General features: G+C 60.5%; 20 protein-coding genes and 1 pseudogene. 12 read left to right on the forward strand and 9 right to left on the reverse strand.

Annotated elements, in window-relative coordinates:
* The first annotated feature begins 296 nt into the window (after positions 1-296).
* The 5 genes and pseudogenes from EN990_RS08860 to EN990_RS08880 form a co-directional block, all read left to right on the forward strand.
* Positions 297-1,700 (forward strand): cytochrome ubiquinol oxidase subunit I, encoded by a 1,404-nt coding sequence (locus EN990_RS08860; RefSeq protein WP_127368534.1) that lies wholly within the window; start codon positions 297-299, stop codon positions 1,698-1,700.
* A complete protein-coding gene (gene cydB / locus EN990_RS08865) occupies positions 1,697-2,707 on the forward strand; it encodes a cytochrome d ubiquinol oxidase subunit II (RefSeq protein WP_127366896.1) in 1,011 nt (336 codons plus the stop codon). Before EN990_RS08860 ends, cydB begins: the two co-directional genes overlap by 4 nt.
* A gap of 269 nt (positions 2,708-2,976) precedes the next feature.
* Positions 2,977-3,549, forward strand: coding sequence for an NADPH-dependent FMN reductase (locus EN990_RS08870; RefSeq protein WP_064994348.1), 573 nt, complete (start codon positions 2,977-2,979; stop codon positions 3,547-3,549).
* Positions 3,550-3,808: 259 nt separating this feature from the next.
* Entirely contained in the window at positions 3,809-3,943 is a 135-nt protein-coding gene (locus EN990_RS36635; protein ID WP_280953742.1) for a hypothetical protein, read from the forward strand.
* A 284-nt stretch (positions 3,944-4,227) separates the two neighbouring features.
* A pseudogene (locus tag EN990_RS08880) lies at positions 4,228-4,341 on the forward strand (IS21-like element helper ATPase IstB); the annotation flags it as partial.
* A 119-nt stretch (positions 4,342-4,460) separates the two neighbouring features.
* Here the strand turns inward: EN990_RS08880 and EN990_RS08885 are convergent.
* Positions 4,461-5,339 (reverse strand): GNAT family N-acetyltransferase, encoded by an 879-nt coding sequence (locus tag EN990_RS08885; RefSeq protein ID WP_064994322.1) that lies wholly within the window; start codon positions 5,337-5,339, stop codon positions 4,461-4,463.
* Positions 5,340-5,567: 228 nt separating this feature from the next.
* On the opposite strand from EN990_RS08885, the gene argE reads away from it, so the two are divergent.
* The 5 genes from argE to EN990_RS08910 all read left to right on the forward strand — a co-directional run bounded on the left by argE (position 5,568) and on the right by EN990_RS08910 (position 10,770).
* Positions 5,568-6,692 carry an acetylornithine deacetylase gene (gene argE, locus EN990_RS08890; RefSeq protein ID WP_064994349.1) on the forward strand — a complete coding sequence of 375 codons (1,125 nt, stop codon included), beginning with the start codon at positions 5,568-5,570 and terminating at the stop codon, positions 6,690-6,692.
* Between the two features lie 16 nt (positions 6,693-6,708).
* Entirely contained in the window at positions 6,709-7,632 is a 924-nt protein-coding gene (locus tag EN990_RS08895; RefSeq protein ID WP_064994323.1) for a glyoxylate/hydroxypyruvate reductase A, read from the forward strand.
* Positions 7,633-7,647: 15 nt separating this feature from the next.
* A complete protein-coding gene (locus tag EN990_RS08900; protein ID WP_064994324.1) occupies positions 7,648-8,004 on the forward strand; it encodes a cupin domain-containing protein in 357 nt (118 codons plus the stop codon).
* 226 nt (positions 8,005-8,230) lie between these two features.
* Positions 8,231-9,274: a tartrate dehydrogenase gene (locus EN990_RS08905; RefSeq protein WP_127368535.1), complete on the forward strand. Its 1,044-nt coding sequence runs from the start codon at positions 8,231-8,233 to the stop codon at positions 9,272-9,274.
* A 20-nt stretch (positions 9,275-9,294) separates the two neighbouring features.
* Positions 9,295-10,770 carry an NAD-dependent succinate-semialdehyde dehydrogenase gene (locus EN990_RS08910; RefSeq protein ID WP_127368536.1) on the forward strand — a complete coding sequence of 492 codons (1,476 nt, stop codon included), beginning with the start codon at positions 9,295-9,297 and terminating at the stop codon, positions 10,768-10,770.
* Between the two features lie 149 nt (positions 10,771-10,919).
* Here the strand turns inward: EN990_RS08910 and EN990_RS08915 are convergent, their stop codons facing one another.
* Complete coding sequence (locus tag EN990_RS08915) at positions 10,920-11,609, reverse strand: haloacid dehalogenase type II (RefSeq protein WP_064994327.1); 690 nt, start codon at positions 11,607-11,609, stop codon at positions 10,920-10,922.
* Positions 11,610-11,932: 323 nt separating this feature from the next.
* Here EN990_RS08915 and EN990_RS08925 point away from each other — a divergent pair, with 323 nt between their 5' ends.
* Entirely contained in the window at positions 11,933-12,772 is an 840-nt protein-coding gene (locus EN990_RS08925) for a GNAT family N-acetyltransferase (protein ID WP_127366094.1), read from the forward strand.
* 13 nt (positions 12,773-12,785) lie between these two features.
* Complete coding sequence (locus EN990_RS08930) at positions 12,786-14,162, forward strand: aspartate aminotransferase family protein (protein ID WP_127368141.1); 1,377 nt, start codon at positions 12,786-12,788, stop codon at positions 14,160-14,162.
* A gap of 183 nt (positions 14,163-14,345) precedes the next feature.
* Here EN990_RS08930 and EN990_RS08935 read toward each other — a convergent pair whose 3' ends face one another.
* The 7 genes from EN990_RS08935 to EN990_RS08965 form a co-directional block, all read right to left on the reverse strand.
* Positions 14,346-14,822: an Lrp/AsnC family transcriptional regulator gene (locus EN990_RS08935; protein ID WP_064994330.1), complete on the reverse strand. Its 477-nt coding sequence runs from the start codon at positions 14,820-14,822 to the stop codon at positions 14,346-14,348.
* 10 nt (positions 14,823-14,832) lie between these two features.
* Positions 14,833-15,906 carry a tartrate dehydrogenase gene (locus tag EN990_RS08940; protein ID WP_127366096.1) on the reverse strand — a complete coding sequence of 358 codons (1,074 nt, stop codon included), beginning with the start codon at positions 15,904-15,906 and terminating at the stop codon, positions 14,833-14,835.
* 73 nt (positions 15,907-15,979) lie between these two features.
* Positions 15,980-17,305, reverse strand: a complete 1,326-nt coding sequence (locus EN990_RS08945) for an FAD-binding oxidoreductase (protein WP_064994332.1) — start codon at positions 17,303-17,305, stop codon at positions 15,980-15,982.
* 291 nt (positions 17,306-17,596) lie between these two features.
* Complete coding sequence (locus EN990_RS08950) at positions 17,597-18,148, reverse strand: hypothetical protein (protein ID WP_206519146.1); 552 nt, start codon at positions 18,146-18,148, stop codon at positions 17,597-17,599.
* Positions 18,149-18,326: 178 nt separating this feature from the next.
* Positions 18,327-19,391: a cupin domain-containing protein gene (locus EN990_RS36790; protein WP_127368140.1), complete on the reverse strand. Its 1,065-nt coding sequence runs from the start codon at positions 19,389-19,391 to the stop codon at positions 18,327-18,329.
* A gap of 17 nt (positions 19,392-19,408) precedes the next feature.
* Positions 19,409-20,401: a 4-hydroxythreonine-4-phosphate dehydrogenase PdxA gene (gene pdxA / locus EN990_RS08960; protein ID WP_127368139.1), complete on the reverse strand. Its 993-nt coding sequence runs from the start codon at positions 20,399-20,401 to the stop codon at positions 19,409-19,411.
* Positions 20,398-21,450, reverse strand: a complete 1,053-nt coding sequence (locus tag EN990_RS08965) for a four-carbon acid sugar kinase family protein (RefSeq protein ID WP_127368138.1) — start codon at positions 21,448-21,450, stop codon at positions 20,398-20,400. Before EN990_RS08965 ends, pdxA begins: the two co-directional genes overlap by 4 nt.
* Positions 21,451-21,522 lie beyond the last annotated feature (72 nt).

Below are 21,522 nucleotides of genomic sequence, written 5' to 3' on the forward strand. Positions count from 1 at the left end.
GCCTTGCGATCAATTCTTTGCAGTGGCGAACGGGAGGCGCCCCGACTGTCACATTTCGACGCAGCAGCCGCTGGACAACTCCTTTGGCTGTCTCCGTCGAAAGGCTTATCAGGGTATATTTGGTGGTCTGGTTCGAGGTTGACGGCCAGACAGAAGAGCGGTTTCGAATCCTTGTATCGACACCGACGCCAATTTCTATAGCTTGATCACGGCTTTGAATCGAGGCGTGATCTCTGTGGCGGCTGCTGCAGCATATGAAGTGATTCTCACCAGCTTGGCATCGGGAGAGACGAGTAATGGATTTTGATCCTGTATTCCTGTCGCGACTGCAATTTGCCTGGGTGATCGGCTGGCACATCCTGCTGCCGGCTATTACTGTAGGATTGGCCGCGTTCATCGCGATGCTGGAAGGCCTCAATTTCTTCACCGGAAGGGACATCTATCTCCGCATCTCGACGTTCTGGATCAAAATATTCTCGATTGCTTTCGGCATGGGCGTCGTCACAGGCGTTGTCATGCCTTTCCAGTTCGGCACGAACTGGAGCCGCTTTTCCGACGCGACCGCCAATGTCCTTTCACCGCTTTTCGCCTATGAGGGCCTGACGGCGTTCTTCCTGGAGGCGGCCTTCCTTGGCGTCCTTCTGTTCGGACGGCAGTTGGTGCCACGCTGGGCGCATTTTGTCGCGGCACTGATGGTGGCACTGGGAACTTTGCTTTCTTCCTTCTGGATCCTGTCGGCAAATAGCTGGATGCAGACGCCGGCCGGCTACGAGATCATCGACGGCCGGTTCTTCCCGACCGACTGGTTCAAGGTGGTCTTCAATCCTTCCTTTCCCTACCGGTTGGCGCACACCGTCGTCGCCTTCTTCGTCACGACCGGCTTCGTCGTCATGGGCGTCGGCGCCTATCTGATGCGTCGGGGGAGGTCGGCCGCGGAAGGGCGAACGATGCTGTCGATGACGCTCTGGCTGCTTACAGTGCTGGTCCCACTCCAGATTTTCATCGGCGACCAGCATGGTCTGAACACGCTTGAGCACCAGCCGGCAAAGCTCGCTGCAATCGAAGCGCGTTGGGAAACCGCGCGGCAGGTGCCGTTGACGCTTTTCGCTATTCCGGACGACAAGGGCGAGCGCAACCTCTTTGCCATCGACCTTCCATGGCTCGGCAGCCTCATCCTTACCCATGAGTTTGATGGCGAGGTCATCGGCCTCAAGGACTTTCCGGCCGATCAGCGTCCGCCCGTCGCGATCCCATTCTTCGCCTTCCGCATCATGGTCGGCTGCGGCCTGCTGATGCTCGGCCTCGTCCTCTTTGGCGGATGGCTTCGCTGGCGCGGCCGGCTGGACACTTCGCGGGCTTTTCTCACGCTCACTCAGATCGCGGCGCCCATCGGCTTCGTGGCAGTTATCGCCGGTTGGATCACCACCGAGGTCGGACGCCAGCCCTGGACGGTCTACGGCCTTCTACGAACGGCGGAATCGGTGACACCGTCGCTGACGAGGTCCGATGTTGTGATCTCGCTGCTTGGCTACATCGCCGTCTATCTCATCATCTATCCTGCGGGCCTCTTCCTGATGCTGCGCATCGTGCGCAAAGGCCCATCCATCGTCGCCGATGAGGGCGCTGAGATCGAAGGGGGCAGGCCAGAGGCGCCGGTCCGAGCCGGAGCGGTCGAACTTCGAGAGGGGGAAGTGCGATGAGCCAGGTTCTCGATTTCGTACCGATATGGACGCTGATCCTCGGCATGGCGGTGTTCTTCTACGTGCTTCTGGACGGCTTCGACCTTGGCGTCGGCATGCTTTACGGCTTCGCGCCCGACACGGCGTCCCGCAACACGATCATGAATTCGATCGCTCCGATCTGGGACGGCAACGAGACCTGGCTGGTGCTGGGCGGCCTGGGGCTTCTTGCGGCGTTTCCGCTTGCCTTCGCCATCATCATTCCCGCGGTGTATTTTCCCATCCTCGTCATGCTGCTGGCGCTGGTGTTCCGTGGCGTGGCGTTCGAGTTCCGCTTCCGCGATGCCGAGCACAAGACCTTCTGGGACCACGGTTTCTGCTATGGCTCGGCCGTGGCCACCTTTGCTCAAGGGGTCGTGCTCGGCGCCTTCATTCAGGGTTTCGAGGTCACTGGCAGGCAGTTCTCCGGAGGGTCTTTCGACTTTCTGACGCCGTTCTCGCTTTTGACCGGCTTTGCCCTTCTGTTCGGCTATGGGCTTTTGGGCGCCGGCTGGCTGATCTTAAAGACAAACGGAGCGGTACAGGAAACAGCGCGTCGGCACGGCCGCGTGTGCCTTGTTGGCGTCCTCATCGGTATCGGCTTGGTCAGCATCTGGACCCCATTCATGAGCGAGGCCATCGCCTCGCGCTGGTTTGCCTGGCCCAATGTTCTATATTTGGCCCCGGTGCCCGTAGCGACCGCGGCGGTGGCATTCTTCACGTGGCGGGTGCTGGACAGCGCAAGTGAGATAAAGCCCTTCATCGGCGCCATCGGCCTTTTCATGCTCTCTTACGTCGGTATCGCGATCAGCCTCTTTCCGATGATTGTTCCTTATCATTTCACGCTTTGGGAATCAGCTTCGTCCGAGCGCACCCAGGCTTTCCTCCTTGTTGGCACGCTGGTGCTGCTGCCGGTGATCCTGATGTACACCGGCTGGTCCTACTGGGTGTTTCGCGGCAAGGTCCGTACAGATGTCGGATATCATTGATTTCGTTGTGCGGATCCACTCAGCCGCTTGGTGGCTCGCTGGCAGCTCAAATGAGACTGTGAGCTGCGGTGTGGCGAAATCCGTTGACGTCACCTAAAGTCCGCAACCTGTCGCTACGAACCAACAGCGCAGGTACCCGCTCTTCCGATGTTCGCTTCATCGCGTCGTGAACCCTGCAGCAGTTGAATCCAGCAGCTTGTCCTAAATGTGCTGGTGTCCGACTTTGACTGAGCAGATACTGTTTGGGGGCGGCAATATGGGAGTGCCTGATGACCACGCACAAAGTCGGCTATCTGATTGGTAGCCTCGCCACGGCATCGATCAATCGCAAGCTTGCAAAAGCACTAGTGCAGCTTGCTCCACCAGAGCTTGAAATGTCGGAGATTTCCTTCAAGGATTTGCCGCTCTACAGCTACGACTACGATGCTGACTTTCCACCTGTCGCGCGCGCTTTCAAAGACTCTATCGCCGCGGTGGAGGCAGTCCTTTTCATAACGCCCGAGTATAACCGCTCGATCCCAGGTGGGTTGAAGAACGCAATCGACTGGGCCAGCCGCCCTTATGGCAAGAACTCGTTCGCCCGCAAGCCCTCAGCTGTCATTGGGACCTCGCCCGGAACCATAGGGACCGCCGTGGCCCAGCAAAGCCTGCGAAGCGTGCTTAGCTTCTGCAACTCCCCGCAGATGAACGCTCCGGAAGCCTACATTCAGTTCACGCCGGGCCTGATCACGGACGGCGGCGAAGTCACAGTCGAATCCACGCAGGAGTTCTTGCTCAACTACATGGCCGAGTTCCATATGTTCATCGCACGGGTCCTTCAGGTGCTTCCCAAGGATGCCTGATGTTGTCACGGAGCCCCTAGACGGCTTCGATCCGGAGGGGAGGGGGCCTGCTTGCTGCCTTTTGCAACACCGCATTGGATCCGGGCGTGATCGCTATCGGGATTTCGGCCTGACAGACCCCCCTCTGTTAATGGTCGTCTTGTCGCTTATGAAAAGGACCAGGGATGGCTGGTGTGGATAATCAGCCGTGGCGGCTTGCCCATTGGGCCAGCCGGCGCGCACTCTCACAGCTATGGTGGCGGAGCATGTAGAATCGGCCTTGTTTGAACAGTCACTCGGCAACATCGAGGGCCTCAATCGACCGTTCTATGATCGTGTGGCTGACGCCGCGGAAAAAACCGATGGGTCGGTTCTGTTCGATTTTCGCGTCGACGGCGATACCTACGTTCAGTAGATAGCTGCCATGGCGTAGCCGGCACAGCTATAATCGTGATGGGGAAGAACGGACAACTTAGATGCGCATCGGTAAACGGGGACACCGCTCCTTTGGTGGCAGAATTGGCTGACTGGAATGCGTTTCCGCTGAGTGAGCAAGCAAAGGTTGATCACCGCGGAACAGCCAGCATCCTGCTAGCGAAGCTCCGTAGTTCCGGTCACTTCGGCCGGGCGTTCCTAAGCGAGAGTTAGGCGGCATTAGCCACCTTCCTAACGCTCGCGGCCGCTTCTTCAATGTCGTCATCCGAGACCCGCGACGGCCGCCAAGGCAAAATTGCCGATCATCTCACCCGGCTCGACTTCGTCGTGTTCGATGAACTCGGCTATCTCTCCTCCGCCCAATCCGGTGGCCAATTGCGTCTTTAACGCCAGCGACCAGAACGCCGCCTATTCGGCGGGCGCTGGTCTCCTACACTCGCTCGCCTGCGCGCACGGCCACGCGGTTGGCGCCTTTCGGTCGCATTGTCGTGCCGCAGTCAACTCAATGCGTGGCCAGCCAATCCATAAACCCACGGCCCGTTTTCTTCCCGGTTCAGGAATCGGCGCCCTTTGGACATGGTCGTAACGGTCTCGGCGATGCCAAGGCCGCACTGGTCGAGAAACGCGGCAAACATGCCTTCTTTCTCCCGCGTATCGACTCGGACGAAGCGTCCTGCAAGATTTCTCAGATGGATGGCTGTGAGATGGACCGCGTCCAGATCGCTGCGCGCGACCATCGGGCCGATCACGTAGCCACGCCCGAATTCGCGACACATGGAATAGCCGACGATCTCGCCGCCACGGCTCAAAGTGCAGATAGAGGCATTCGCTGAAAGCAATGCGAGCAGGCTGGCGCGGTCTGTCCCAAACGCTCGTCTGTCGAGCCCCATGATCTCCTTTAGCCTGTCGCTCGGCAGCGCCTGCAATTCCCCGTCCAAGGCCGGCAGGGCAGGGAGTGCAGGCGGAATCTCTCCTTGGTGCATGAATACGATTCCTTCGGTCGTGAAACCGAGTGAGACATAGAGGGGATAGGCGGCATGGGTGGCGTTGAGCGCCAAATTGCGATCGCCACACTGCTCGAGCACCTGGTCCATGAGCCATCGACCGCCGCCTTGCGCTTGTGTGCGGGGCGTTGTGATCACTACGCCGATGGTGGCGAAATCGTCCCCTTGCGGAAACCACATCGCGCTGCCGAAAACGCGCCCGATGCCGTCTACGGCAACGATGCCGCGGCCCGCGCGGCGCAGAGTGTCCCAGTCCTTCGGCCGATGCGGCCAGCGAACCGAGATCGAGAGCGCGTGGAGCAGATTGACATCGACTTCGTCGATGTCCCGCGCGACCAGTTCGAAAGACTTCAGGCGCACTGATCTCTGCATTTCAGTCGACCTGCTCCCTTTTTCCAAGTCCCACGGTCGCGACCCGTCCTCGCTGACGTGCCGCAGCCGTCTTTTGCCTCATGATTGCACCCGAAAGCCAGCAGGTTTCGCTGGTTCCGGGCCAATATTCGAAATCTTCGGCCAAAGCATACCTTCATTCGGCACGGAATGCTCTCGCCTGCTGCCACACTTGTTGCATCCAGCGAACTGCGAGTGGAGCGGCGCCCTGTGAATGTCGAAGAAATTCTTGCGAGGCTGATCGCGTTCCCCTCGGTCGTGGGCGCGCCCAATGGCGCGATCGTCGACTGGGTGCGTGAATATTGCGAGGCGGCCGGAGCTGAGGTGACGGTCCTTCGCGGCCCGGAAGGCGACCGGTCCAACCTGTTTGTCACAATCGGAGCTCGGCATGCCCGCGGCTACATCTTGTCGGGCCACATGGATGTCGTGCCGGCCGGTGAACGGGAATGGCACTCGGATCCGTTTGTCCTGCGCCAAGACGGCGCCAGGCTTCACGGTCGGGGCACCTCCGACATGAAGGGGTTTCTCGCCTGCGTGCTGGCCGCGGTGCCGCGGCTCGCGGCGATGAACTTGCCACGGCCAATTCATCTCGCATTCTCCTATGACGAGGAGGCAGGTGCCCGTGGCGTGCCGCATCTCATCGCCGCGCTGCCAAGCCTGTGCGAGAAGCCGCTTGGCGCGATTATCGGTGAGCCGAGCCGGATGGAAGCCGTGCGGGCACACAAAGGCAAGGCGGCCGTGCGGCTCGAAGTGATCGGACGGTCCGGCCATTCTTCACGGCCCGAGCTGGGACTGAATGCCGTGCATGCAATGGCTGGTCTCGTCACGCAGATCGTGGCCTATGGCCAGACCCTTGCGATCGGGCCATTCGACACGGATTTCGCGCCTCCATACTCGTCATTGCAGGTTGGTGTCATCGCCGGCGGCCAATCCGTCAACATCATCCCCGATCGCTGCACCGCCGATATCGAGGTCCGTGCCGTGCCAGGTGTTTCGCCGAGATCCCTGCTCGAGCCGGTAAAGACCCAACTGACGGCTCTACGCGACAGCGGCTTTGAAGTGGCTTGGCATGAGCTGAGTGCGTATCCGGGGCTTTCGCTCCCGCAGGAGAGTGGTTTGGCGGCCCTTCTGGCCGAGTTGACGGGGCGTCAGCCCCTGTCTGCGGTGAGCTACGGAACGGAAGCTGGCCTTTATCAGCAGGCCGGCATCGACGCGATCATCTGCGGCCCCGGCGACATCATCCGGGCTCACCGTGCCAATGAATATATCGAGACCGGCGAACTTGCTGCCTGCCAGAGCATGATCGAGCGTCTCGCCACGCGCCTTGCCGGATAGCAGGAAAGGGCGGTTCATGGCTTTTCTTTTCAATTCCGACCCGGTGCGCGCAGCGGTCTTCCGCAAGGCTTTCGCACGCGAACTACCGGACGTCGAATTGTTCCACAGCAGCGAATGTTTCGACCCGGAGGAGGTGCGCTACCTCCTGACCTGGACGGCGCCAGATGATCTCGCGCGCTATCGCAATCTCGAATTGCTGTTTTCGCTCGGCGCCGGCGTCGACCAGTTCAACCGTGAAAGCCTGCCTCGGCAGGTGAAGCTGGTGCGCATGGTCGAGGACGGCATCATTCGCATGATGCAGGAATATGTCGTTCTTGGCGTGCTGAGCCTCCACCGGGATATGGTGGCGTATCGTGAACAGCAGAAGCGCCAGGCGTGGCGGGGTCTTGCCGCTCCGCAAGCGACCGAACGCCGGGTTGGGTTTCTTGGCCTCGGCATGCTGGCGCAGGCAGCTATCGAGCGATTGCTGCCGTTTCGCTTTCCCCTTGCCGCCTGGAGCCGAAGCAGGAAGGAGATCGAAGGGGTGACCTGCTTTTATGGCGCGGACCAGCTTGCCGGTTTCCTCGCGCGCACGGATATTCTCGTCTGCCTGCTGCCGCTGACGAAAGAAACGCGTGGCATCCTCGATGCGGAACTCTTTTCCCTCCTGCCGGCTGGGGCGAGATTGTTGCATGTCGGCCGCGGGCCGCAGCTAGACCAAACCGCCCTTGTCCAGGCTCTCGATAGCGGGCACCTCACCGCCGCAATGCTCGATGTCACCGATCCCGAGCCACTGCCGGACGGCCATCCGCTCTGGCGGCACCCGAAGGTGGCGATCACGCCGCACATCGCTTCCGTAACGCAAGCAGATTCCGCGGCGCAATCCGTCGTGGACAACATCCGGCGCCACCGCGCCGGAGAAGAACTGATCGGCCTCGTCGATCGGACACGCGGCTACTAACCAGGAAAACATAAAATGTCACTTCTGATCACGATCGACACAGATCCAGCCTTCGCGCCGAAGCAGGCATTGCCGGCTCCAGAGCGGCTCATCTCCGGCAATCCATCCTTCAAGACTTGGGCGCAGGATGCTTCGAAAGGCGAGAAGGTTCTGACCGGCGTCTGGGAGGCGACGCCTGGCGAGACGCATTCTATCAAGGGCACGACCTGCGAGTTCTGCCACATCGTTTCGGGCCTCGTCGAGATCGAGGAGACGGGCGGTGAGACCAAGACTTACCGCAGCGGCGACAGTTTTGTGATGAAGCCCGGCTTTGTCGGCGTCTGGCGCACGATCGAAACCGTGCGCAAGATCTACGTCAGCGTCTATGACTGAGCTCAACGCTCAAGGTCTGGCCGAATAGCGCGCGCGCCGGTTCCAGAACAATCCACTCTCCAAGTCCCGCCCGACGCGATTCGACGCCGTCGGGCGGCTCATCCTCGGCGGAAAATACGGCGCGCTGTCGACTACTGTTCCAAAACCAGGTGCGAGACGCCGCATGTCGCTGCCGTGTTGAGCAAGCTGCGACCTTCGGTACCCATCGGTCTCCAGGAGGATATCAATGAAGGCTTACACGATAGCGCACATCCCAGGCGACGGCATCGGCAAGGAGGTGACCGAGGCTGGATGGGAGGTGCTGCAGGCTGCAGCAAAGCGAGGCGGCTTCGCCCTTGAGGATACAAGGTTCCCATGGTCGTGCGCCTACTATCTGGAAACCGGTGCGATGATGCCCCCTGACGGCGTCGAGATGCTGCGGAAGTTCGATGCAATCTACCTCGGCGCTGTGGGATGGCCAGCAAAGGTGGCCGACTCCGTATCGCTTCACGGACTGCTCCTGCCGATCCGCAAAGGGTTCACGCAGTATGCCAACATACGGCCGCACAGGCTGTTGCCAGGCGTTCAGGGACCTCTTCGCCGTGATGGTTTCGATATACTGTGCATCCGGGAGAACACGGAAGGCGAATACTGCGGCGCTGGTGGGCGCATTCATTCCGGAACGGCCAATGAGGTCGCGATCGAGACGGCAATCTTCACACGTGAGGGTGTCGAAAGAATCCTCCGTTTCGGTTTCGAACAGGCGCGGACGCGCCGCAAGAAGCTCGCATCCGTCACCAAATCCAACGCGCAGAAACATTCCATGGTTTTTTGGGATGAGGTCACGCGTGAGGTGGCGAAAGACTATGCCGATGTGGAGGTCTCGCACTACCACGTCGACGCCATTGCCGCCCGCATGGTCCTGGCGCCTGAAAGCCTCGACGTGATCGTCGCCTCGAATCTTTTTGGCGACATCCTCACGGATATTGGAGCGGCCATTCAGGGCGGGCTGGGTTACGCCGCCTCCGCCAATATCAATCCCGATCGCAGCGCGCCTTCGATGTTCGAGCCGGTCCACGGTTCGGCGCCTGACATCGCGCATCTCGGCATCGCCAATCCGATCGCCGCGATCTGGTCCGGTGCGATGATGCTCGGGCATCTGGGCGAGGGGCAGGCCGCGGCCGAAGTGATGTCGGCGATCGAGTCCGCAACCGCACGCGGGATAGGCACGATTGCAGGCAAGGACACGACTGAAGCAATCACGCAGGCCGTGCTGGCAGGATTAAGCTGAAAGAGCAGAGGAAAAGAACCATGAACGCAATAACGAAGATTGGTTTCCTGAAGGATGCGGACCTGTTTCGCCAGCGTGGCCTCATTGGCGATGTCTGGCAGCATGCGCACAGCAACGCGACTGTCGATGTGATCGATCCGGCCAGTCTGGAAGTGCTTGGAACCGTGCCCGACATGGGCCGGGATGAGACAAGGGCTGCAATAGATGCAGCGCAGGCGGCGTTCAAGGACTGGAAGGCCAGGACCCATGCCGAACGCGGAGCGCTTCTGGAGCGCTGGCACAGCCTGATACTGGAAAATGAAGACGACCTGGCGTTGCTGCTGACGCTGGAACAGGGCAAGCCTCTGGCAGAAGCACGCGGTGAAATCCGCTATGGCGCCTCCTTCGTGAAATGGTTCGCCGAAGAAGCACGCCGGATCGGTGGCTCGACCATTCCGTCTCCCACGCCCGATCGCCGCATTCTGGTGCTGAAGGAGGCCGTTGGCGTCTGCGCAATCATCACGCCATGGAATTTCCCTAACGCGATGATTACGCGCAAGGTGGCGCCGGCGCTGGCCGCGGGTTGCACGGTTGTCATCAAGCCGTCGGAATTCACGCCATTTTCGGCGCTGGCGCTCGGCGTACTGGCGGAACGGGCGGGTATTCCTGCCGGCGTGATCAACATTGTGACCGGCATGCCCATTGAAATCGGCAACGAACTGATGGCCAACGAGACGGTGCGCAAGATCTCGTTCACCGGCTCGACCCGCGTCGGAGCGCTGCTCATGCGTGGCGCGGCCGATAGCATCAAGCGGCTCAGCCTCGAGCTCGGCGGCAACGCGCCCTTTATCGTCTTTGATGACGCCGATCTGGGCAATGCAGTCGAGGGGGTGATCGCATCCAAGTTCCGCAATGGCGGTCAAACCTGCGTCTGTGCGAACCGGATTCTCGTGCAGGCGGGCGTTTACGATGCTTTCGCAGAAAAGCTGAGCCAGCGCGTCAACCGAATGAAGGTTGGCGCGGGGACCGACGACGGAACGGAGATTGGCCCGATGATCAATGCGGCCGCCATCGACAAGATCGAGCGTCACATCGCGGATGCACAGGCGAAAGGCGCGCGGATCATCGCCCAGAGCGAGACGGTGCCGGACGGCAAGCAATATGCACGGCCCATCGTGCTGGGAGAGGCTACTACCGAGATGCTGCTGGCATCGGAAGAGACGTTCGGCCCGGTGGCGCCGCTTTTTCGCTTCGAAACGGAGGACGAGGCCATTGCGATCGCGAACGGTACGCCCTTCGGCCTTGCCGCCTACTTCTACACCGAAAATCTCAAGCGGTCATGGCGTGTTGCCGAGGCCCTGGAGTTCGGTATGGTTGGGCTCAACACGGGCATGATCTCGACCGAAGTAGCGCCTTTCGGCGGTGTCAAGCAGTCAGGGGTGGGGCGCGAAGGATCGCAGCTCGGCATCGAGGAATATCTCGAGGTCAAGACGCTTCATGTTGGCGGGCTTAACTAGTTCTGTTGCAAGCAGGTGGAAACACCTTCCAAAGCGTGGAACAACAAGAAAGGGGCGGTGAAAACCGCCCCTTTCTCTGTATTGCGACCAGTGCTCATTAACGTGGTGGGAGTGCCTCACACTGGCGCGACTGCACCAGCAACAGACGCTCAGGCGAATTCGCGAACGGGCTCCAGCCCGACGGCGCCGGCCAGCCCGCCGATATCCTTGATTTCACTGTACTCGTAGTATGGGTTCGCGGGTTCGTGGCCGCGATTCACCCAGACCTTGCTCTTGATGCCAAGATCATAGGCGGTCATGAGATCGTAGCGGAATGAGGACGACACATGCGTAATGTCTTCCGGGCCGCAGCCGAGCTTGTCGAACATGTACTCGAAGCCCTTCATATGCGGCTTGTAGGTGCCGGTCTCCTCGGCCGTGATGACCATGTGGAAGGGTACGCCGAGCTTCTCAACGTTCGACATGATCAGGCTCTTCATGGAATTCGACAGGATCACCAGTGGGATTTCCTTGGCGACCTTGGCCAGTCCCGCCGGGACATCCGGGTGCGGACCCCATGTCGGTATTTCCGAATAAATGCGCTGGGCATCCTCAGGCCGGAACGTCACATTGTTGCGCTTGCAGGCGCGCTCCACGGAATTGTGCACGACCTCGCTATAGGGCTTCCAAGCGCCAAGAACCTCATCGAGGCGATAGGCCGAGAAATCCTTGATGAACTGCGTCATTACGGCTGGGGAGAGTTCCGCACCGTAAACTCGTCTTGCCGCGCCGGCCATGTCGAAGTTGGTCAGCGTACCGTAGCAATCGAAGGTGATGTATTTCGGTCTGAAACGGGTCATTGGCGTCTATCCTTCCAATCCTGGCGGCACCGCGTGCCTTTAACGACAAGGATCATAACGAGCAGCGAAAAGGACTAGTCGCCGCATTCTCTGCCGCTTGAAGCAGATTGTTTTGTATCGTGGCAGGGCTTTGGCAGAGAGTTGCGCACGACGTGGTTCCGAGCTTGCCAGGCGCTTCCCTCGCCCGCCGGCTCGTCGGCATAAGATGCGGCGCCGGCGGCAAAGGAAAGTCAAAACACCTAGCTCACCGGTACGCGTCGGGAGGAACTGCTGTCGGCCGCAGCCTAACTTTGCATTGAAGAATTCAGGCCGGGAAACGACCCATGACCCCAGGGCGAGTCACGTTCAAAACGATGACAACCGAGCATTTGAACGATGCTGTCGAATTGTCACGTCATGTTGGATGGCCGCACCGTCGTGAAGACTGGGAGCTGATGCAGTCGCTCAGCCAAGGTCTCGTTGTCCAGGAGGAAGGACGCGTGGTGGGGACGATTCTGATGACGCCCTATGGCGACGATGCCGCCAGCGTCAACATGGTCATCGTCGATGCCGCAATGCGCGGTCGCGGGCTCGGGCGCAAGCTGATGGAGGAGGCGCTTACCAAGGCAGGCGAGCGCACTTGCTATTTGGTGGCTACGCAGGAAGGGCTCCCACTCTACGAGAAGCTGGGATTTGTCGCGACCGGCAAGATCGTGCAGCACCAGGGCCTGGCGCCGTCTGCAGATGCACCGGCACATGTGTCATGGGGCGAGGACGGCGACCAGGCGCGCCTTGTCGCTCTGGATTGCGCCGCGTTTGGTCACGACCGGTCGGCACTCATGAACTCGTTGTGCGAGCGGGCGAAGTTCGCCGTCATTCGCGATGCAGGCGATGTCCAGGCGTTTGCCGCAATTCGTCGTTTTGGTCGAGGGCTGGTCATTGGGCCGGTGGTGGCGAGGACGCTGCACGAAGCGAGATGCCTGATCGACTTCCTGCTGGCCGACAGTGCGGGCGAGTTTGTCCGCATCGACACCAACGAATCCACGGCTCTCGGCGAGTGGCTCATCCGTCGCGGCCTGGCCCACGTCGGCGGTGGCGTAACGATGCGACGAATCGCAGACGAGCCGAAAGTCGAAATCAGGTCACACCAAACTTATGCGCTCGTTAGTCAGGCGCTAGGCTGAACCGGAGGAAGAAATGCTTGCAAACTCCCTGATCGAACTCGACCGTGCGCACCTGGTTCACCCGTTTTCATGCTATCGGAGCCACGAAGAGACGGGTGTGCGCGTGCTCAAATCCGCCAAGGGCGCTACAGTGACCGAGGCAAGCGGGAAAACCTTGCTGGACGGGTTCGCGGGTCTCTGGTGTGTAAACATCGGATACGGGCAGGAAAGCGTCGTCGAGGCAGCGGCCAAGCAGCTAAGAGAGCTTCCTTATGCGACGGGATATTTCGGGCTGGGGTCTGAGCCGGCCATTCGTCTCGCCGCCCGGCTTGCCGAATTGGCGCCTGGCGATCTGAACCATGTCTATTTCACGCTGGGCGGGTCCGACGCGATAGACAGCACCATCCGTTTCATTCGCTATTTTTATCACGCCAGGGGGACGCCGCGAAAAGACCAATTTATCTCGGTCGGGCATGGCTACCATGGATCCTCTACGGTTGGCGCAGGTCTGACCGCGCTGCCGGCTTTCCATGCGGGCTTCGGCGTTCCTTATGACTGGCAGCACAAGATTCCCTCGCACTACGCCTATCGCAATCCGGTCGGTTCCAACCCGCAGGCGATTATCGATGCATCGGTCGCGGCGCTGCGGGCCAAAATCGCTGAGCTCGGCGCCGATCGCATCGCGGCCTTCTACGCTGAACCTATCCAGGGTTCGGGCGGTGTCCTGGTTCCGCCGGCAGGCTGGCTAAAGGCCCTGCATGCCGTATGCAAGGAACACGACATCTTGTTCGTTGCCGACGAGGTCATCACCGCTTTTGGCCGCACCGGTCCCCTTTTCGCCTGTGAGGAGGACGAGGTCGTGCCGGATCTGATGACCACAGCGAAAGGACTGACGTCGGGCTACGTGCCGATGGGCGCCGTCTTCATGACCGACCATGTCTACAATACGATCGCGGACGGAGCCGGCAAAGCGGCTGTCGGCCACGGCTATACCTACTCAGCCCATCCGGTGAGCGCAGCGGTCGGGCTGGAATGCCTGCGTCTCTATGAAGAGGGCTTGCTCGAGAACGGTCGGAAGGCCGGGAAGCGACTGATGAGGGGCCTCCGCTCGCTCGCAGACCACCCGCTGGTTGGCGATATTCGCGGTCGCGGCATGCTGGCTGCGATCGAGCTGGTCACGGACAAGGAGCGCAAAACACCGCTGCCGGCGGCGGCCGATCCGGGGCGCCGCATCTTCGACCGGGCGTGGGGGAACGGCCTTGTCATTCGCGCCTTCAACAGCGGCATACTCGGTTTCGCGCCACCGCTCTGCTGCACGGACGACGACATCGATGGAATCCTCGAACGCACCAGGATGACGCTGGATCAAACCCTCGAAGACAAGGATGTGCGGGAAGCGATGAAGGGATGATCGTCGTCATGGGTGAAGCCACCCGATCCATGCGAGCGGGGCCTGAAGGAAATCCTCAGGTCTTGCCGCATTCCGTCAAGTGCCAAGAAAGTTGCAGTTAGGCGGACTTCCGCCGTAGCACACGGGCAGCGGAAGCGAACGATGGCGCCCGCTTTCCAGTCCCAGACTGCAGGGGTGGCCTTTTCATCTGTCGAAAATGACGTCGAGAGGCAAGTGGGATTTCACGATCGGTGACTTCAACACGACGAAGCTGAAATATTTGTCGATCCCGATATCCAATTCGAGCATGCGCTCCATGATAGTCTGATACTCGCTGATGCCCGCCGTCACGAACTTCACAAGGTAATCGTATCCGCCCGAAATCAGATGGCATTCGATAACGGAATCGACTTTCTGAATGGCGGTGAGAAATCTCGCGAAGTCGTTTTGTTGATGGTGCTTGAGCGTAACCTCGGTGAAGATCGTTAGAGTCTGTCCGAGCTTGGACACGTCGATCTGGGCGGAATAGCCGGTAATGAAGCCTTCCGCCTGAAGCTTCTTCACCCGCATCAGGCAAGGGCTCGGCGAAAGGTTGACCAGGTCGGCAAGCTCGACGTTGGTGACCCGCCCGTTCTTTTGCAGTTGGGATAAGATCTTGATGTCGATCTTGTCGAGTTTCATCGCAAACCTGTCACACGTTCGAACCGCGGATCGTCCGGCAGACGGCGTCCGTCACGTCCTGCGTGGTCGCTGTCCCACCAACGTCCGGCGTCAGCACGCCTTCACTCGTCACTGTTTCCACAGCGCTCATCAACCGGACGGAGGCTGCGCTTTCGCCCAGATGTTCGAGCATCTGGGCAGCGGTCCAGAAGGTGGCGACGGGGTTGGCGATACCCTTGCCGGCGATGTCGAAGGCGGAGCCGTGAATTGGCTCGAACATCGAGGGATAGCGCCGCTCGGGATCAATGTTGGCGGTTGGTGCAACGCCGAGACTGCCCGCCAGCGCGCCTGCAAGGTCCGACAAAATGTCGGCGTGAAGATTGGTGGCGACGATCGTGTCGAGGCTGCGAGGTTTGAGTGTCATGCGCACCGTCATAGCATCAACCAGCATCTTGTCCCACGCGACGTCAGGGAACTCTTGCGCCACCTCGGCTGCGATTTCATCCCACATTACCATGCCGTGACGCTGCGCGTTGGATTTCGTGACAACAGTCAGGAGCTTTCGCGGCCGTGACCGCGCCAGCCGGAATGCATAGCGCATGATGCGGGCGACGCCGACGCGCGTGAAGATCGCGACTTCGGTTCCGACCTCCTCGGGGAGACCGCGGTGGGCGCGGCCGCCGTGGCCGGAATACTCGCCCTCCGAATTCTCCCTCACGATCACCCAATCCAGATCGCCGGGCCCAACGCCCGCCAGCGGCGAAACGATGCCGGGCAAAATCCTGGTCGGCCGCACGTTCGCATATTGATCAAAGCCTTGGCAGATCGGCAGCCGGAGACCCCAGAGCGAGATGTCGTCGGGCACATCGGGAGCGCCGACAGCACCGAAGAAGATGGCATCGAAGCGCTTCAGTTGCGCCACTCCATCTTCAGGCATCATCCGGCCATTGGCCCTGTAGTAGTCCGATCCCCAGTCGAAGTGCTGGACGCGTAGCTTGAAGTCGCCGCAGCGCTGCTGCAGCGCCTCAAGCGCCTGTAGACCGGCGGCGATCACCTCTGGGCCGATCCCGTCGGCAGGAATGGCGGCAATCTCGTATTCGCGCATCGTCACTTCCCTGTTTGAGCAGTCGCGGCATCAATCTCGTGTGCGATCGATAGTACGTTGGCAAGCCATCTTCTCAGAATTCAGCGACCTTGCCCCATGCAGCGGTCTTCAGGCGTTCGGGCCTATACGGACGCGGATCGACAACAGGCTCGCTGCCTGTGATGATGTCGGCGATCATATGCCCCGCGCCGGGGCCAATCCCGAACCCGTGACCACTGAATCCCGCCGCCAGGATAAAGCCCGGAATCCCCTCCACTTCGCCGATCGCGGGAATGCCGTCGGGTGTACTGTCGATATAACCCGCCCAGACATCGGAGATCGCCACGCGTTGGAGTTCGGGGATCAATTCGCAGGCTCTTCGATATGTCAGCTGAATTTGTCCCATGTCGGGCTTCGGGTCGAGAATCCGGTTCCGTTCCATCGGCGTAATGTCGTCAAGGCCCCATTTGCGCAGGCTTTCATGTCCTTGACGCCAGCCCTCGAAGGCCCCCGGGGCGAGATTGCGCCAGCGGCGGGCGAACATCGGTAGAAACTCGCGGCTGAACCTGAACTGCTGCGGCGTTGGGTCGACGCGAGCTCGTCCGCTGATCGCCAGCGCGTATCCACCGTTGCTGCGCCGCGTCAGCGAGACGCTCGTGGTATGCAGGGCATCGGGCAGGCCGATTGCGCCTGGCGCTACGGCTAGAATGGACTGACGCACGGCAGCTTGCGGGAAGCGCATGCCAAGCTGGTTGCAGAAGGAAGAAGCCCACGCGCCTCCGGCCATGACCGCGATCTTCGTACGGATGGTTCCCGCTTCCGTCACGACCCCGCTGACCTTGCCGGCGCTCAACTCCAGTCCACGCGCTGCGCAATGCTGATGCAAGGTACCGCCCGCCGCCATGATGCCACGCGCGGCAACCGGCACTGCCGTGGAGGGATCCGCCGTTCCGTCAGTCGGTGAGAAAACCCCGCCCTTCCATTTGCGTCCGGTCGTCTTGCCCTTCTCGGTGGCTTCCTCTGCGCTCAGCACGTGCGTGGTGACTCCGACCGTTTTCGCAAAATCGCGCCACCTTGCCCAGCCCGCCAGCTCATTTTCGTCCTGTGAGAGATACAGAAGCCCGCAGCGGCGAAATCCAGTATCCCCGCCAGTCTCCTGTGCCACCTTCTCCCAGAGATCGAGGCTCTTGGTTGCCATAGGCAACTCGCGCGCATCGCGGTTCTGCTGGCGGCACCAGCCCCAGTTTCGGCTTGACTGCTCGGCGGCCACGCGTCCTTTCTCTACCAGGGCGACGCTGACGCCGCGGCGCGCGAGATAATACGCCGTGAACACGCCCACCACGCCGCCGCCGATGACGACGACGTCTGCCTCGCGGGGGAGGGAAGGGCTGCACTCGATGTGCATGAGCGGCGCGGGCATCTGCGGAACTCCGGTAACTTTGAAGCATTCTAGCCCGCGCCGAGAATAGACAGGCTGCGGAGTTGTGTGCCTGGACGGAATATCCTGCCGTTAGCGGCCCTTAGGACATGCAATTGTTGCGTGAAAAGCTCGCTGGCGCCCACCTCTCAGAGGGAAGGTAGCTGAAGCCTAAAGCCATCTCGTGTGGAGGAGCGTCGATTGCGGGTGCGGCCTAAAACTCAGCGACCTTGCCAGGGGACATGATGGATCTCGCTCTACGTCAGGCCTGGACGGCTTGGACGACGAAAAACTTCACCACGCGATTTTTACTTTCCCATCCGATCGATGCGCCCTGGGGCACGAAAAGCGCATCTCGGTGCCCGCCGACAGCACGCTGCCATCGGGCGCGGCGAATCGTACACTCGCGGCTAGCAGATGCATGAACTCGTTGTGGCGATGCGGGCGAACAACCCGGTGGTATGGGGTCGAATCCCACGTGCCCGCACGGTAATCCGCGCCGTCGCTGGAGAAGACGTTGTCGCTGCGGCATTGCGGGGCCGGGCCAAGCAAAGCCTCGGCCGGTAGCGAAGCAGACGGCTTGAAGTCGGCGTCGGCGCGCAACTGGACAAGGCCGGGCTTCGTCGGTTTGTCGCAAGCGGCCGCGCAGAACGAAAACCGCACGCCTGATTCAGTCTGGATGCGAAGCGTGGTGCCGCATCCGATGACAGCACCCGCTTGCGAACCGAGCACCAGCGGGGCCGCGCCGACCACCGTCAGGATCAGCTCTCCTTCCACCACGACGATGGTTTCGATGTGGGGGAAGCTTGCGACTTCGAGCTCGCCAACAAAGCTGGTTCGGCCCACGATATCGAGTCCGGCCCTTCCCAGGCGATTTCGCGATGCCCACAAAGGGATCATCCGAGCCGGACGCTGTCCTGCGGAAAGGGGTTGCAACGGGTGCGCCGTCGGCGCGATGCAGCACAATAGCCACGGTCATGATTGCTCATGCGCGTCTGAAAACCTAGCAGTCGGTACCGTCCTGCTAAGCAGTCAACTGGGATCGATCAGAATGAGCGAGATCAGTTACCGGGGGTGGGTAGCAGGGTAGGGCGGTTGACGTTGCCACCAACACTTCACATCCTTCCTCGCCCAAGGCCACCGCACTGTGCTCAACGCCATATGGGACGACGATGAACTCTCCGGGTTCGATAATTTCTTCACGGTCACGAAATTGCATGAGCAGGCGTCCCCGGTGAACGAAGAACAGCTGATCGTCGTGCTGTCGAAATGACCAATTGGAGGCGCCATTGAACATGGCGACCTTGAATTGCATGGCGTTGACACGCCCCTCGACTTTAGGCTTCCAAGGCGCGCGCAGCCCGGCAAACTCAATTGACAAATTCTTCTTGTGAATTGGCGAAAGGTGCTTGTTCAGGGCAGCCACATCGCGAATGATTGCGGTGAGTTGGCTTGGTAGGTCATTCCCATTGGCCGGGTATCTGCCATCCAAAGCTGCGGTCCCAATCGTAAACCCAGCTGCGCCGGCGCCTTGGACGACTGCAATTCGTTCTGGGGTGTCGATCGAACCCGCAACATAGACAGGCTTGGCGACTGCAGCGCAGACGGCCTTCATCAACTCGGGGACGTTCTCCGCCGATCGGTATGCCAGCAGGTCCAGGCCATGCACTCCATCGTGCCCTGCAATCGCTTTGGCACTTTCGACAATTTCGTCGATGGCGCCTTCAAGCACGCTCGGATGACCGGCGATCCGACCCGGAAACGGGAAGTACTGGATGCCGGTGTCCTTGATGATCGGCAGCACGTCGTCTACCCGCGTGCCACCAAGAAGAACATCGACGCCGATTTCGGCAGCTGCCTTTGCCGAAGCAATTTCGCTTTCGCGGTCCAGTGACACGACTTCCAGGTAGGAGGTTGCACCGCCCGTCCTGATGGCCGCATTGAGGTCTTTCAGCTGCTCGATCGGCAAGCCGATATCCTTGAACCCGATGTGCCGCACGCCGAGACTGAGCGCGGTTTGAAGTTGCTGGGCCGCGTCCGAAACCGTTCGGTCGTTGCGCGTGAGCATGAAGATGAAGCGTAACCCCATTGGTGTGGTTCCTTTCTCTAGTTCGTCTTGGTTTGTGCCGCCACGAGGCGCTTGGCGTAGGCAAGTGCTGTTTCCAAGCTGGCGTGGTCTGCAATTCCACGGCCCGCGATGTCGAACGCCGTGCCGTGATCTGGGCTGGTGCGGACGAACGGCAGGCCAAGCGTGATGTTCACGCCTTTTTCCAACCCGAGATACTTCACAGGGATCAGACCCTGATCGTGGTATTGTGCCACCACAACATCGAATCGACCTTGACGAGCTTGCATGAAGACAGTGTCGCCAGGATAAGGGCCAGTGGCATCGATGCCCTCGGCTCGGGCCGCGTCGATTGCCGGTCGTATGATCCGGATTTCCTCGTCCCCGAAGAGGCCACCTTCACCTGCGTGCGGATTGAGACCCGCTACGGCGACACGCGGGGTCGCGAAGCCGAGAGCTTTTCCACCCTCATGGGCAAGCCGGATGGCGGATAGCTGAGCGTCGAAATCGCCCTGTTCGATCGCCTTGCTCAGCGACGTGTGGATGGTGACGAGCACCGTGCAGATGTCATCGTTGGCAAGCATCATCGCCACGCGCTTGGCGCCGGCGTAGTCGGCCAGAATTTCGGTATGGCCGGGGTAGCGGATTCCCGCGCTGGCCATCGCCTCTTTATTGATCGGCGCCGTAACGATGCCGCTCACATCTCCGGACTTCGCTGCGGCTATCGCCGCAACGATGGCGTCGAAGGCCGCCTGCCCGGAGATCGTGCTGATACGGCCGATTGGAGGAGGCTCGGTAATCCGCGAGGTTTCGATGACTTCAATTCGGCGTGGCTCGAATTGGGCCGCATTGGCAGCGTTGATGCGTCGCACCTCGACGTTCAGCCCGAGCCGCCGCACGGTGTCTTGCATGACAACATAGCTACCGAACACGACGACGCGTTCGCCGCCTTTCGCAAGCACCTTCGCCACGATCTCCGGCCCAATGCCGGAGGCGTCGCCCATCGTGAGAGCAAGTGGGAGAATGTTCTTCATTGGGTGGCTCCACGTATCCGCGCGACGGCGCGCGTCACCGCATCGTCACTGCCAAAGCCACCGGCCTTCATAGCGAGCAAGAGCGAGCGCCCATCGCCAAGCCTGGCGAGACCAAGCGGGAATCCGGGATCGAGTTCTTGCAGGATATCAAACTCACGGACCTTGAGAAGGTCCAGGATCGCTTCCATCGTGTCGCCGCCGGTGGCGATCAAAGCGCCGAAGCGTGGGCTTTGAAGCTCTCGCGCTGCGTCTTGTGCGATACGGCGCAGCACTGCTGCCGAGTCCCACTCGCGCGTCCTTGGTCCGCGCAGCAGCATGACGCCGCGGACCTTCTGGAGTTGACCTGCCTGCCGCTGACTGCGCAGATTTGCGCTCCCAATGACGACCAAAACATCGCTACTGATGCCATCGAGCAATGGCGGTAGAGTCTTCGCCGGCACAAAACGCCGCGATAGCGCTGCAGCCATTCCAGGAGAACCAACCCAAAGGATCGACGCTGGATCCTCGATGGAAGCAATCTGCGAATCGAGTTGTTCTTGGGTTACCGCATCAAGCAGCGTGACATTCTTGATGCAGTTCGGCACCAGGTCGACTAGCGCGGAATGCCGCGCGGGATGCATTGGGTTATGGCCATAAGCACCTTCCGAGACCGGGATGCCGTCAACGAACTGAATGCCCCTCACTGTCGTACGTCCGGCCTGGGGGAATGCCGGCGCAAACACCAGTGCTTTGCGGCCGCTCGCCGCAAAGCATGCTTCAAGCTCCGCCGTTATGTGACCGCGAAGTGTGGAGTCCACCGTTTTATAGAGCACGGTACGGCTGGCAAGTCGGGCGGTCAATCGAGCGACCGCCTCGAACGCTTGCGACGCAGTAGCAGACCGCGAACCGCTATCGACTGCAATTATCGCTGCCGCTTCCGCTTGGTGCGGAAGCTGGCCTCTGCCGATTGATTCAGTCAAGCCACGGGCGACGAAAGGTGCTGCACCATCTGCCGCGCTGGTGAGGTCATCGGCGAGGACCGCTATACTGGGTTGATGATTGGTGCGCATGCATCAACTAACAAAACCTCACTAAGGATGAATAGCGATAGTTTCTGACGAAATCGGTGATAGATTATCACT

The organism is Mesorhizobium sp. M7A.F.Ca.US.005.03.1.1 (assembly GCF_003997975.1).
Taxonomy (GTDB): Bacteria; Pseudomonadota; Alphaproteobacteria; order Rhizobiales; family Rhizobiaceae; genus Mesorhizobium; species Mesorhizobium ciceri.

Coding starts and splice junctions, on each gene's coding strand:
- EN990_RS08860 (WP_127368534.1), top strand. CDS start 297: ATGGATTTTGATCCTGTATTCCTGTCGCGACTGCAATTTGCCTGGGTG.
- cydB (WP_127366896.1), top strand. CDS start 1,697: ATGAGCCAGGTTCTCGATTTCGTACCGATATGGACGCTGATCCTCGGC.
- EN990_RS08870 (WP_064994348.1), top strand. CDS start 2,977: ATGACCACGCACAAAGTCGGCTATCTGATTGGTAGCCTCGCCACGGCA.
- EN990_RS08885 (WP_064994322.1), bottom strand. CDS start 5,339: ATGCAGAGATCAGTGCGCCTGAAGTCTTTCGAACTGGTCGCGCGGGAC.
- EN990_RS08895 (WP_064994323.1), top strand. CDS start 6,709: ATGGCTTTTCTTTTCAATTCCGACCCGGTGCGCGCAGCGGTCTTCCGC.
- EN990_RS08900 (WP_064994324.1), top strand. CDS start 7,648: ATGTCACTTCTGATCACGATCGACACAGATCCAGCCTTCGCGCCGAAG.
- EN990_RS08905 (WP_127368535.1), top strand. CDS start 8,231: ATGAAGGCTTACACGATAGCGCACATCCCAGGCGACGGCATCGGCAAG.
- EN990_RS08910 (WP_127368536.1), top strand. CDS start 9,295: ATGAACGCAATAACGAAGATTGGTTTCCTGAAGGATGCGGACCTGTTT.
- EN990_RS08915 (WP_064994327.1), bottom strand. CDS start 11,609: ATGACCCGTTTCAGACCGAAATACATCACCTTCGATTGCTACGGTACG.
- EN990_RS08925 (WP_127366094.1), top strand. CDS start 11,933: ATGACCCCAGGGCGAGTCACGTTCAAAACGATGACAACCGAGCATTTG.
- EN990_RS08930 (WP_127368141.1), top strand. CDS start 12,786: ATGCTTGCAAACTCCCTGATCGAACTCGACCGTGCGCACCTGGTTCAC.
- EN990_RS08935 (WP_064994330.1), bottom strand. CDS start 14,822: ATGAAACTCGACAAGATCGACATCAAGATCTTATCCCAACTGCAAAAG.
- EN990_RS08940 (WP_127366096.1), bottom strand. CDS start 15,906: ATGCGCGAATACGAGATTGCCGCCATTCCTGCCGACGGGATCGGCCCA.
- EN990_RS08945 (WP_064994332.1), bottom strand. CDS start 17,305: ATGCCCGCGCCGCTCATGCACATCGAGTGCAGCCCTTCCCTCCCCCGC.
- EN990_RS36790 (WP_127368140.1), bottom strand. CDS start 19,391: ATGGGGTTACGCTTCATCTTCATGCTCACGCGCAACGACCGAACGGTT.
- pdxA (WP_127368139.1), bottom strand. CDS start 20,401: ATGAAGAACATTCTCCCACTTGCTCTCACGATGGGCGACGCCTCCGGC.
- EN990_RS08965 (WP_127368138.1), bottom strand. CDS start 21,450: ATGCGCACCAATCATCAACCCAGTATAGCGGTCCTCGCCGATGACCTC.